The sequence below is a fragment of the Bacillus cereus group sp. TH152-1LC genome (assembly GCF_027710505.1).
Taxonomy (GTDB): Bacteria; Bacillota; Bacilli; order Bacillales; family Bacillaceae_G; genus Bacillus_A; species Bacillus_A mobilis.
On the sequence record NZ_JAQFNK010000017.1, the window covers coordinates 1 to 12,460 of the forward strand.

Sequence of the window (12,460 nt, forward strand, 5' to 3'; positions counted from 1 at the left end):
ACGTTACTTGTATAATTATGTATCATAAAAAATATCCTTTTTTGTACAGATTATACCATAGATTCTAAACAGGTTCTTAGTTCCGGGTTTCTTTTTTTATTTTCTATATGTAATCGTAAACCTCCCATAACAATTCCCCCACTTTTCTTAGTATTACATTAAGTGTAAGTTATTGGGTTAACCCAATATCAATATGTACTATTTGAAAAGTTTTAAGGGGAAATAAATAAAAGATGGGGTTAACCCCATCTTTTTCCGAAAAATGAATATGTATAAATTTCTTCTCCCTGAACAAAGAAATCCTCGTATTTCCCGCCCCGTTCCAAATAATTTGATGTTCTCTCATCAATGGATTGAAACTGTAGATTTTGGATTTCTTTCGTTACTTTTGAAAGTGTAAAATTAGCTTGAAATTTATTTGTAATTTGGCTATTTGAGCTAAAATTTTTAAATAAAATAAATAAACTTAATAAATAACAATCAGGTTTAAAAAGCGGATTTAATTCGTGAAGTAAAAAATTTTCATGCTCAAAACTATAATTGCTCGTACCAGAATGATCAATTACAATATCAACAGACCGATTCTGAATAGGGATGTTCAAAAAATCAGCACAGATAAAGAGTATGTTTCTTTTCGGATTTCTTCTTGCTAATACATCTTTTAAAAATATAAGTTTATTTAAATCTCGATCCACTGCTATGTATAGGCAATCTTCGGGTAGGTCTTCATAAATGTTTCTCAAAAAGAATCCAAGTCCCGATCCTATATCCAGTATTAATTTGTTATTTAAATCTAAATGTATTAGTTTCTTTTTCGCCCATTCCCCTTCTTTAAGCATATTTTCCAAATATGCATTATCAGTTTCATGAATATAATCCGAAATAGTATCTTCAAGTGACGTTCGCTCATTTTCTTTAAATGATTTACCAGCAGTTATAATTCCTGAAGTAATACTATATTCTTCACCACAATTACAAATTAACTTCCCCTCAGTAATTTGATTGTTATTAATAATTCCATCTTGAAGAATTAGCTTTTTGCTACACTTAGAACATGCCAGTAAATGAAGTACGCTTAAATCTATCCCTAAAATTGAATTAGAGGTTTCATTTGTTAATAATAAATCATGTAACACTTCCTTTAATTTATCCCGTTTCTTCTCCAAAAGTTCTATTTCCTGTTCCAACTTGTCATATTTCAGTTTAAATAAAGATTGGTAAAAAGTATCTTTTTCGTAATTCATAGATTTCGCTAAATTTTTATAAAAAAATAGTTCTTTAATTTCATTCAAACTAAATCCTAGCGCTTTGTAATGTAATATAAGCTCTAAATCTGTTTGACAATACTCGTCAAAAAAATAGTGACCTCCCTTTTTTTCAGGAATAATCAGACCCAGGTCCATATAATGTCTAATTGTATCAATACTTATGTTATTTAATTCTCCAAATTTACCTATTTTCATAGCATCACTACCATTTGTATATTTTTTTATATAGATTTCTATTTTTATATTTAAAAACCCTTTAAACTTTCGAAACAACATTATTTACGTTATGTATGGGATATTTGGATGCCACATATTTTATAGGTGTATAATCCTTTTATTTAATTAAATTTTCATCGCATGGAATATACAGGAATTTATAACTTAATATAGAACATAAAAAGGAAAAGTTTATATTCTAAATAAGGGGATATACATACGGAATGAGGGATTAGAAAATGAAAATTGCAATAGTCTGTTTCGATAACTTTACTGATATAGATGTTTTTTTACCATGGGATTTATTAAATCGTGTACGTTTAGTTGGCGGTGTTTCTGATTGGAACGTTCAACTATTAGGAACGGAAAAAACTCATATATCCATGTCTGGCTTACGTATTCCTATGACAGGAAGCATATCTGATATTCCTACTGCTGACGCAGTAATATTTGCAAGCGGTAAGGGTGTACAAGATTTATATAAAAACCAAGAATATATTAATAACATTCATGTAGATCCTCAAAGGCAATTAATAGGATCTATGTGTTCTGGTTCATTACTACTAGGAGCTAAAAAATTGCTTACAGGTAAAAAAGCGACTACATATCCGTCCGTAGTAGAACAGCTTAAAGAATTCGATGTAGATGTTATTGAACAAAGTTTCGTGAATGAAGGAAATATCTCGACTGCTGCAGGCTGTTTTGCTGCTCAAGATCTCTCAGCTTGGATTATAAGAACCCTAATCAATGAAGAAATGGTCGATACTGTGCTAGAAACTGTTCAGCCAGTAGGCAAAGGTTTATATTTTTAATTTCAAATCAAGTTGAGGGAGTGGTTGCTCCTAAAAACAATAATATGAGACTTTTTACTTGATGGCGACGTAATATGCCTCCATTTTCAATTTAATTAAATAAAAAACCCGCGAATCATTCACGGGTTTTCCTCTTAATAACTAATTGCTATTGTACCTTCACCTGCATGAACCGCAAATGAAATTGGTAATGGATATAGTTTGAAATCCATTTCAGGGAATGCTTGTCTAATATCTGAAATCCATTCTTCAGCTCCATCTTTATCGTTAGCATGGAACATGTGTAGTACTTTTGGTAATTCTTTTTCAAGCTCATTTTTAATATATTCTCGACATTTTTGGATTTTGCGAACTTTCTTTTCAAGTAAAAGCTCTCCACCTTTTACTTCTAATATTAAGTTGACACTTAATAAACTTCCAAGTAAAAATTGAACTCCTTTTACACGTCCACTTGCGTAAAGGCCTTTTAAACTTTTCGGGAATACGTGGAAAGGTCTTCTTTTTTCATCTACTAATGTTTTGTGTATATCTTTTAACGTCATACCATCATTGTATAACGATTTCGCTTTTCTAATTAGTTCATCCATTGGATAACTTGTTGTTTCACTATCCAATACCGTTAATGGGAAACCTGCCATTTCTGCAGCTAACTTCATGTTTTGATAAGTTCCACTTACTTTTCCGCTAATAGCAACTGCAAATCCCTCTTCATATTCTTCTTTGCATTTCGAAAATAACTCTACCATTTCCCCTATGTTAGGCTGTGATGTAGTGACAGTTTTACCTTCGTTTAACGCATTATAGACGCGCTCACGCACACCTTCTTCACAATCTTTGTACGACACACCATCAATAATAACTTCAATTGGGATAACAAAGTTATCTCCTTCTGTTGTAAAACTCGCAGTTGTACTATCAGTAATCCAAGCAACACGCTTCATGTTGTTCCTCCCTTAATTCAATTCCTCTTTTCTGACTTTTCTATATATTTATGTTACGAAAAGAGAATATCCCTGTAATAGTAACAGGACTTTATTGTTTTGGCTATAGTAGATGCATATTAAATGTGAATATTTTTTGTCATTTTCACGAAAAAAAGAAGAAAACCGAAGTATTTGCCCAATTTTCTTCTTATCGTGCATTATTTAAACGTTTCATTATCTAAAATTACAACATAATCATTCGTCAATCGGCCAGCTTCTTTCGTATAACTAACAAGTCTTTGTATGTTATCACAACTAAGTTTTGTTCCCCATACGAGTAATGGTACACCGATAAAATCGATGTGGAACCTTCTAGAAAATAGTCCACCGAAAGTCATAGGTAAAGGTACTGTTGGTGATGTATTAGAAAAAATAATTTTTTCATGGCTATGATAATGTTTTTGCAGAATCTCTCCTAAATGCTTCATCGCAGGTACGACGACTTTGGATGCCCCGCACCCAATTGTATATACAGGATTCTCATATTCGTCTACTCCATGAAAAATGATTTTCCCCATATCCTCTGTTTTCAATTTATTAAAGTAATCTACATTTAATATTTCTTCTTTCGTTAACTTACGATCCGTTGGTAATTTATTCAAATGATATGCTGCAGCGAGTGCAGTTGAATGCGTTCCGCCGAAATCTGTGTAAATGAATATCATATTATCATCCCTTGTTGTAAAAATTCAATGTTATTTAGTATTACCGTCCACAGCATTGTTAAACAAGGGATACATGTATTTACACTTTTTGTATTAACTCGTTATATTTTTTCCAAATATAATATCGTCTACTTATTACTGTACCTAATGTGACGCATAAAAAGGCATTCGTAACAACCATTAATGTGTTGTGAGTACTATCAGAAAACATACTTTGCTTAATTACAATTTTCGCCCCTAAAATAATAAGAAGAATTATTGTGCTTAACCAATTTCCTTTTCGTAATACATGACCCGTTTCACTATCTATTCGAAATGTTAACGCTTTTCCTCTAATAACCCCAAGAACCAATCCAATTCCAAGCATGGAAACGAATAATAGTAATTGTAATATAGTTAATTGTCCCATATGAATAATGGACTGAATTGTTACAAAGCACAACAAAGTCGGAACGAGCCAAATGCGATTAACTTTTACTTTACGTTCCTTACTTTGCATTAATACGATAATAAGAATAACAAGTAAAATATCCATTTAGTATCCTCCTTTATACTTGTTTATCTATAAAACTATATTCAGCTCTTTTTACTCCATACTTGAAATACGATAGCTACTTTAAATTGTAAAATATGGAATGTGATTCCCCTTCAGTTTGAAGCATTATTTTATTAATAAGGGTTTTCTAGTTAGCTAAAGTACTTTTCAAAACAAAAACAATCATGAACTCGTTTAAATTGTTTTCTTATCTCTTCATTATTTTCACCTGTATAATGAGCAAATGTTTGAACTGGATATAGCCGATCTATATTACTTTTCATTACACCTTTGATCTCGTCTGTATGATCGGAGTATACGTGTAAATATGAATCTACGTTTACGAATCCGTTCTTTTCATACCATCCATGTACCCATAGGTTGTCCCTAGTCCATGCTTCTAATCGATTTAGGTTATGTTCTTTCGCTAGCTTTTCCGCTTCATTTAATAGTTGATCACCAATTTTCATTCTACGAAAATCCGGATGAACTGCAATATGCCAAATCATGCCACCAAGACCAGTCCCTCTTGAACAAACTGTACGTTCTTCTAATTCATATTCAATATCTATTAAACCCACAATTTGATTTTCAAATAGAGCTACTAATTCAATAGCAGGATTTTCATATTTTGCTTTCTCCTTAAATACATTATCGTAATACGCTGTATCTAAAAAAGATAACACACGGCAACGTAGCCATCCTGTTTCATCCGATTTGTTATAAGCTCTAATTTCTATATTCATATAATTAAAAAGCTCCTTCTATTTCTGTCATTAATTTTTCGGGTCCTGTTCCTTTATTTGATGGAATAACTAAAGTAATTCCTAAGTCTGGATATACGGCCGAGCGAAAACTGACTCCTGGATCATATCCCATTACATGATATTTGAATATCTTATTTTCTCTTGTTTCAATCCATATTCCATAGCCGTAAGACTGATTATTATTCACTTGAATGTGAGGAGTTAAAAGTATCTTTGTATATTCTCGGCTTACGATTTCATAGTTAAACAACGCTTCCCAGAACTTCAGCATGTCTGGCGCAGTAATAAAAGCTCCACCATCAGATCCTCCTATTATTGGTATAGAGTAGATGTTTGTCCTCCAATTTTGGTTAATTTCATCTTTTATATATCCGAGAGCTGTGTGCCTTGGTAATGTATCTAAAGAAAAATAGCCAGAATCGTTCATACCAATTGGATTAAATATGTTTTTTTCTATATACTCCGTAAATGTAAGTCCTGTCTGTTCTTCTATAATTAATCCAAGTATGATAAACCCAGCATTGTTGTAGTGAAACTTACTTCCAGGTGCAAACATCATATTTTTATTTTGAAATAGTGGTAAAAAGTCTTTTAAACTTTTTAATAGATACATAGGAGTTTGTTTCCATAGATCTTCGAAGTTATCCATAATACTTTCATCAAAATAATCTGGAATACCCGAACTATGCGTCAATAGATGATGTATTGTAATATCTTCATTGAAGTTTGGAAAGTTACTACTTAAACACTCTTTTAACTTTGTTTGAAAAGTAATTACCCCTTTTTCAACAAGTTGACAGATACCGATAGCAGTGAATATTTTACAACCGGAGGCAATCCCGAACTTTGTTTGTAGCGTATTGTTTATACATTCATTTCGATTTGCGTAACCAAATGCCTCTTCATAGACTAAGCCTTTTTCTTCTTTCACTAAAATTACCCCAGAGAAATCTATATGTCGATGTATTTCTTTTACAACGCTCTCTATTTGATCTTTTGTTTTCATTACAAAAACCACCCTCGTTTATCAATATTGTTCACCCTTCTTATATTTCCATATATAGGAGGGTGAACCCTCCTATTGAATATCATAAATCAAAACCAAGCGAACTATTTGGAATTAATTGACTCAGAGGAATGCACTTTAGACTGTGATGGTAATAAAGTAAACACACACAATATGATAGTTATAAGTAGCATTACGAATGATCCTACGATAACGACAAGTTGTATAGAAATAAATTGAGTTGTAACTCCGAACAATATCGTAATTAAAATGGTTATGACCGCAATCACAAGCTCATAAATACTCCCAATCCGTCCCATCATATGGACAGGTACATTATTTTGATAAAAGGTGTTAAATCCTGTATTTGCATATGCCATAGAGAAAGATAAAATAAAGAATCCGATAGTAGCTATTAAAAACTCATTTGAAAAAGCATAAATTAAATAACCGATAGCGATGAATAATGATCCTATTCCAATTAAAAATGAAGGTGTTAATTTTTTTGATAATATTGTATTTGTTATGGCTCCTAAAATAAACCCGGCTCCAGCGATACTAACTAAAAAGCCATATTCACTATCTGTTAACAATAAAACTTCTTTCGCAAATGACAATTCAAGTGAATCAGTTGCGGCAACTAAAACCATCATCCCTTGAAATAAGAAGTACACAAAAACGATATATAAAGATTTCTTACTGAAATTTAAAACGATGTTCCAATCTTTTTTTAATACAGCTAAAGATAACTTGTCATTTGACGTAGTAATATCGGATTTTTTATCAAGATTAGGTAACAGTAATGTAATTACTCCTGCTAAGAGAAATGCTATAGCATTTATATATATAGCAAACTCTGGTGTACTTGCAATTAACAATACTCCCGCTATCGCTGGACCAATTAAAAATGCACCAGATCCTATTAAACTACGTAATGAGTTAAAATGTTGTCTTTGCTCAACTGGAATTAATTTCGTCATATACGTCATAGCAGTTGGCTCATAAATTGCACTGGCCATACTAATAAAGAATACGAACACATAAACAATCCAAAGTGATGGAACTAAAGGTAAAATAGCGATAAATACTGCACGATATATATCGAGGTGAATCATTAACTTCCGTTTATTTAAACGATCAATCATACTTCCTGACCAAGCGTTTGTAAATAAAGCGGCTAATGGTTGAATTACATATAAAGTAACAACAGCTAAGGCTGAGCCACCCATATTATAGACAAGTACATTCAGTGCTATTAAGTAAATCCATGCCCCTAAATTTGCAATACCAACTCCGGACAGTAGTAATAAAGGATACTTCCAATCTTTAAATAAGTTTTTCATTTTAGGCCCCCGCTTTCCAAATTGTTTTAAAACAACAAAAAAATCCCACCCCCAAGACTTTTAGTCTTAGGGACGAGATTTATCATCGCGGTGCCACCCTAGTTTGTTAATATGTCGCCATATTAACCTTATCAGGTACTGCATTCTAATTCATGCTTATACCATAGCTCTATAACGGGAGCTCCCGTCACACCATCCCCTAATAATAGGTTCCGATGCGCTGCTCAGAGGCTTGGTTCAATAAAGAATTTTTACTCCTTTTCAGCTAAATGGAGCTCTCTGTGAAAAATTCATTTTATTTACTCTTCTCTTCACTGCATTTGATTTTTTCCATATTATCACAATTATTTTTAACTGTAAATAAAAAATAATCAGATATTTAACGACCTGCTTCTGTTAATTCACTTATTTATTATTTTTTCTGAAAATTACGGTGCGTGAAATTACTTATAACTCTAAAAAGAACCTATTGGATCTAGGCTCTTCAAAGTGTTGAAATTAATTTGTATTTGCCTCTGCTAACGGTTGTAACGGTGGTTCTAAGTCTAGTTGTAATGCATCTCCTTCTTGTATAGCTTGTCCTTTTTCAATGCTTTGATTTGTTACATAGCCCGTACCTGTAGTTTTTAAATCTAATTTTAATAATTTAGAGAAATACATAACATCACGCATTGACCAACCTTGTAAATTTGGCATTCTTGCGTTGCTTCCTAATAAAAAGATACGATCTCCTTCACTCATTACTTCACCAGACTGCGGATATTGTTTTATTATTTTTCCTTCACCTAAAATTATCGGTTGGAACTTCTCTTTTTTCACCTTATTCTCTACTGTATCCATTGATTGATTGACATGATTTTGTACTTTTAATTGGGATTTTTTCGTTGCATCGGCCATTTGTTTTTCTGTGTATGGTTTCACCTTTAAATATTCAAGGCTATTTTTCACAACTGGTTTAAATATTTCAGCAAGCGGCTGAGCTCCATACTCGTCCCCCTTTAGCTTTGGCTGCTTAATAGCTAAGTATACAATTAACTCTGGGTCATTAATTGGAGCCATTCCTAAAAATGAAAAAATATAATTTTCTTTTCCTTCCATATATCGTCCATTTTCAGGATTCGGAATTTGTGCTGTTCCTGTCTTACCTCCTATTGGATAACCGTCCACTTTATACATTGTACCGGTACCTTTTGAAGACGTAATAACACGCTCCATTAAGTCTCTTACCTTGTCCGCTGTCTCTTTTTTTATCGGATTTCCAGTTTCTTTCGGTTGATTTTCCATAATAACTTGATTGTTTGTTGGATTTACAACTTTGTCAACGATATATGGTTGCATCATTTTCCCGTCATTAGCTATAGCAGTAGCTGCTTGGATTAATTGAATCGGAGTTACTGTAGAACCTTGTCCGAAAGAAGTTGTAACTTGTTGAATTTGTGTATTTAATAATAAAGTATTTTTACTTTCACCAGGTAAATCTATGCCGGTTTTTTGGTTGAATCCAAATTTATTCATATATTGCTTAAATTTATCTGGTTTTAATAACTGATCTTCTAAAATAGAAAAAGCTACGTTTGATGATCTTTCAAAGCCTTCATCAAATGTAATAGATCCCCATCCAAATCCACCATTATGATCTTTAATATCAGATGAACCAACGGAATATTTTCCTGATTGGAAATATTCTTTCCCGTTATATACCCCTTCATTAATTGCAGCAGCTAGCGTAAATATTTTCATTGTTGAACCTGGTTCGTATGCATTTGCGATTGGATCATTCAAAAAATATTCGATATCGCCTTTATTAGGATTAAAACTAGGTTTACTAGACATTGCTAAAACTTTTCCTGTCTTTGGATCCGCTATGATTCCTACTAACATAGAAGGATCATAGTGCTCTTGTGCTTTATTCATCGCTTCTTCTAAAAAACTATTAATTTGTTTATCTAGCGTAAGGTATACGTTATTCCCATTTTTAGCGGGCTCTATTTTCCCTATATCATTTGTAAGCGGGATTCCTCTTGGTGCTCCCACATATTCTATTTTCCCATTTGTCGAGCGCAAATATTTATCCAGACTCTTTTCAAGTCCAAATTTCCCTTCTGTATTTCCTTTATCATCAGGTCTAGCAAAACCAAGTATATAGGATGCAAAATCTTCATTTGGATATACTCTTGCTTTCTCTGTCATAAAGGATACACCTGGGATTTTTAATTGCCTAATTTGTTCCTTCACTTCTCTAGTTAAATTCCGGCCAACTTTTCCAATTTCAACTTGCGTACGTCCCTCATGAAAATTTTTTAATACATCCTCTTTATCAATTTCAAGCGCATCAGCTAATCGCCCTGCAGTTTCATCTTTATTTTTCACTTTATTTGTTCCTTTTAAATTCACAACAACACGATACGTTGTGGAATCTTGGACAAGCACTTTTCCAGCTTGATCATATATTGTGCCACGATTTGCTTCCAAAACACCATTTTTATTATGTTGCTCGTTTGCTAAATCCTTTACATTCACATTATGCAAGACTCCTACTGCCTGAATATAGAAAAAACGCAAAAGCATAATAAGAAACAAAACAATAAAAGCAACCATAAAATATCGAGCGCCTTTATTCGTTTGAAGTTTATGCATATTTATCCCCTTTCTTTCACAATTCATTACTGCGATAGTGTGCTATAAATTATGTAGTTTTTGCTTTCAATACTATATGTTTCGAACTTTTCCTTTTAATTCCTTTAAATCGTTCTGAATGTAGCTGTTGTTTCTGCTTTTATTTTATTTTTCTATTTACAGTACGGTGCGTGAAATTTAAGAATATTCCGTCATAAGATGGTTAACTTATAATAAACTACAAATTTAATAGGGGTTAACTCAGTTGTTCTTTCACCAATCTTTTAATGCATATGCCCTTTTCTTGTGCGCAATAAAAAAGTTCGCCTTTGGAAATCCAGAGACGAACTTTTAAACAAACTTACAAATAGTTATTTATAAGAATTAAGCTATATGATTATATTTCGCTAAAAAAGGAATTCGTTTCGCTACTAATGCGTACATTTTAAATACAAATTTCGCTATCGGTTCAAACGTACGTGTACTTTGCACTACTAAACCGCTCGTAATAAATGTTAAGAAAGCAGCGCCAAGTATATCTAGAGGATAATGAACTCCTACGTACATACGTGAAACACCAACTAATACTGCCCAAATAAGAGCGACATATTTAAGTTTTTCTCCTCTAAGTAAAAATACAAATGCAATAGAAAATACAAGTACAGAATGATCACTTACAAATGATGAGTCTGCTGCATGTGGCACTAATTGATGTACATCATGTGATACAAACGGACGTGGATGGTAATATACCGCATGTATCACAACATTTACTAGTAATGCGATAATGACTGAAAGTGTCGTATATAACACTGTGTATTGTTTTTTAATGGCATTGACTTTCTTTCCATTATTAAACCATAAGATAAACATAAACAAAATTGCTACATATACAGCACTATTTGTAATTGCAATCATTAGCGTATCTAATAGTTTGGACGATCCAGCAAAATTATTAAACCATTGAAATACTGTGTAATTCATAATACTCTCTCCTTACATAAAAGCATTCTTGATTTACACAGTATACAACATCAATATGAAAATGGGCTTAAACTTTTCTCATCAAATTCTCATTTTACTAGTACTCATTTGACAATAGTAAGACTAATTATATCGACTAATTATGTATAAAGCTGAAAAACCTTTAAAACAATACGAATCATACGCTTTTTATGTGTAGAATACATAACATAGTTATTTAAATATACTAGTTGCGAAATCATATTTTTACTACATACGAAGTGCGATATTACCAAATTGTTCTCCTTGTTCCATACGATTTAACGCCTGAATGGCTTCTTCTAACGAATATACTTTATCAATAATTGGTTTAATTTTATGTTTCTCTATAAACATAACCATTTCATGAAATTCCTCACGGCTACCCATAGATGTTCCCATTATATCGATTTGATTATAAAATAATGCTCGTAATGGTAATTCAATTTTATCTCCTGAGCTTGCACCAAAATTAACAATTCTCCCATTTGGTTTTAATACATCAAAGTATTTTAAAAACGTTGCTGGACCTATACTATCAATTATTAAATCTACTTTCTTTCCGTTTAAACTCTCTTCCCAATTTCCAGAACTATTAAAAGAAAAGTCTGCGCCGTATGTTTCGGCAAACTTTCTTTTACTCTCTACTCTTGAAGTAACACTTACTTTTGCACCAATTGCTTTTGCAAATATCATGGCAAATGTCGCTACACCACCGCCTATCCCCGGAATTAAAACATGTTCATCGCACTTTAATCTACCCTTTGTAAAAAGTGCTCTATATGCAGTTAGTGCCGATAAAGATAGAACCCCAGACTCTTCCCAAGAAAGATATGACGGTTTTGCCACTACATTTTCAGCTGGCACAATAACATATTCAGCAAACGTTCCATCTTTTGGTCCACCTAACACTTCTGGTAACTCAGGTACTTTGGCAATATTATCCCATCCAATGCTAGGATTTATAATAACCTCGCTATTTAATAAATGATTTGAAACGCCTTCTCCGATTTCTGTAACAATTCCTGAACCATCTGAACCTATTACTAACGGCAGATCCATTTCTTTTCTATTGTTTATAATGAATAAATCCCTATGATTTAATCCTGCAGCTTTTAACTTTACCTTTACTTCACCAGCATAAGGATTTATTTCAGATGACAATCTATATTCTAATCCTTCTACCCCTTTTTTATATTGATGTACAATAGCTTTCATTGCTTCATTCCCCCTTAATATTTTCAATG

Annotated in this window: 11 protein-coding genes and 1 other annotated feature; of the genes, 1 reads left to right on the plus strand and 10 read right to left on the minus strand. The window is 32.5% G+C overall.

Features of this window, described 5'->3' with window-relative positions:
* Positions 1–239 precede the first annotated feature (239 nt).
* Entirely contained in the window at positions 240–1,463 is a 1,224-nt protein-coding gene (locus tag PDL00_RS26035; protein WP_242250579.1) for a MerR family transcriptional regulator, read from the minus strand.
* 260 nt (positions 1,464–1,723) lie between these two features.
* On the opposite strand from PDL00_RS26035, the gene PDL00_RS26040 reads away from it, so the two are divergent.
* On the plus strand, positions 1,724–2,296 hold the full coding sequence (locus tag PDL00_RS26040) for a DJ-1/PfpI family protein (protein WP_242250578.1): 573 nt from the start codon (positions 1,724–1,726) through the stop codon (positions 2,294–2,296).
* 134 nt (positions 2,297–2,430) lie between these two features.
* Here PDL00_RS26040 and PDL00_RS26045 read toward each other — a convergent pair whose 3' ends face one another.
* The 9 genes from PDL00_RS26045 to PDL00_RS26085 all read right to left on the minus strand — a co-directional run bounded on the left by PDL00_RS26045 (position 2,431) and on the right by PDL00_RS26085 (position 12,431).
* Entirely contained in the window at positions 2,431–3,237 is an 807-nt protein-coding gene (locus PDL00_RS26045) for a DegV family protein (RefSeq protein ID WP_131932216.1), read from the minus strand.
* 200 nt (positions 3,238–3,437) lie between these two features.
* Positions 3,438–3,944: a DUF3189 family protein gene (locus tag PDL00_RS26050; protein ID WP_270732143.1), complete on the minus strand. Its 507-nt coding sequence runs from the start codon at positions 3,942–3,944 to the stop codon at positions 3,438–3,440.
* Between the two features lie 79 nt (positions 3,945–4,023).
* Complete coding sequence (locus tag PDL00_RS26055) at positions 4,024–4,479, minus strand: DUF1453 domain-containing protein (RefSeq protein ID WP_270732146.1); 456 nt, start codon at positions 4,477–4,479, stop codon at positions 4,024–4,026.
* Positions 4,480–4,631: 152 nt separating this feature from the next.
* A complete protein-coding gene (locus PDL00_RS26060; RefSeq protein ID WP_071723207.1) occupies positions 4,632–5,225 on the minus strand; it encodes a GNAT family N-acetyltransferase in 594 nt (197 codons plus the stop codon).
* A 4-nt stretch (positions 5,226–5,229) separates the two neighbouring features.
* Positions 5,230–6,252, minus strand: a complete 1,023-nt coding sequence (locus PDL00_RS26065; protein ID WP_088030157.1) for a serine hydrolase domain-containing protein — start codon at positions 6,250–6,252, stop codon at positions 5,230–5,232.
* Positions 6,253–6,356: 104 nt separating this feature from the next.
* Complete coding sequence (locus PDL00_RS26070; protein WP_270732150.1) at positions 6,357–7,595, minus strand: MFS transporter; 1,239 nt, start codon at positions 7,593–7,595, stop codon at positions 6,357–6,359.
* 65 nt (positions 7,596–7,660) lie between these two features.
* Positions 7,661–7,919 (minus strand) — a binding site (T-box leader).
* A 174-nt stretch (positions 7,920–8,093) separates the two neighbouring features.
* Positions 8,094–10,232, minus strand: a complete 2,139-nt coding sequence (locus tag PDL00_RS26075) for a penicillin-binding protein (RefSeq protein ID WP_270732153.1) — start codon at positions 10,230–10,232, stop codon at positions 8,094–8,096.
* A 363-nt stretch (positions 10,233–10,595) separates the two neighbouring features.
* On the minus strand, positions 10,596–11,195 hold the full coding sequence (locus PDL00_RS26080) for an undecaprenyl-diphosphatase (RefSeq protein ID WP_270732155.1): 600 nt from the start codon (positions 11,193–11,195) through the stop codon (positions 10,596–10,598).
* 249 nt (positions 11,196–11,444) lie between these two features.
* The gene (locus tag PDL00_RS26085; RefSeq protein WP_270732157.1) at positions 11,445–12,431 is read right to left on the minus strand and encodes a zinc-binding dehydrogenase; all 987 of its coding nucleotides are present in this window, start codon (positions 12,429–12,431) and stop codon (positions 11,445–11,447) included.
* Positions 12,432–12,460: the final 29 nt, after the last annotated feature.

Coding starts and splice junctions, on each gene's coding strand:
- PDL00_RS26080 (WP_270732155.1), bottom strand. CDS start 11,195: ATGAATTACACAGTATTTCAATGGTTTAATAATTTTGCTGGATCGTCC.
- PDL00_RS26085 (WP_270732157.1), bottom strand. CDS start 12,431: ATGAAAGCTATTGTACATCAATATAAAAAAGGGGTAGAAGGATTAGAA.
- PDL00_RS26050 (WP_270732143.1), bottom strand. CDS start 3,944: ATGATATTCATTTACACAGATTTCGGCGGAACGCATTCAACTGCACTC.
- PDL00_RS26035 (WP_242250579.1), bottom strand. CDS start 1,463: ATGAAAATAGGTAAATTTGGAGAATTAAATAACATAAGTATTGATACA.
- PDL00_RS26065 (WP_088030157.1), bottom strand. CDS start 6,252: ATGAAAACAAAAGATCAAATAGAGAGCGTTGTAAAAGAAATACATCGA.
- PDL00_RS26060 (WP_071723207.1), bottom strand. CDS start 5,225: ATGAATATAGAAATTAGAGCTTATAACAAATCGGATGAAACAGGATGG.
- PDL00_RS26070 (WP_270732150.1), bottom strand. CDS start 7,595: ATGAAAAACTTATTTAAAGATTGGAAGTATCCTTTATTACTACTGTCC.
- PDL00_RS26040 (WP_242250578.1), top strand. CDS start 1,724: ATGAAAATTGCAATAGTCTGTTTCGATAACTTTACTGATATAGATGTT.
- PDL00_RS26075 (WP_270732153.1), bottom strand. CDS start 10,232: ATGCATAAACTTCAAACGAATAAAGGCGCTCGATATTTTATGGTTGCT.
- PDL00_RS26045 (WP_131932216.1), bottom strand. CDS start 3,237: ATGAAGCGTGTTGCTTGGATTACTGATAGTACAACTGCGAGTTTTACA.
- PDL00_RS26055 (WP_270732146.1), bottom strand. CDS start 4,479: ATGGATATTTTACTTGTTATTCTTATTATCGTATTAATGCAAAGTAAG.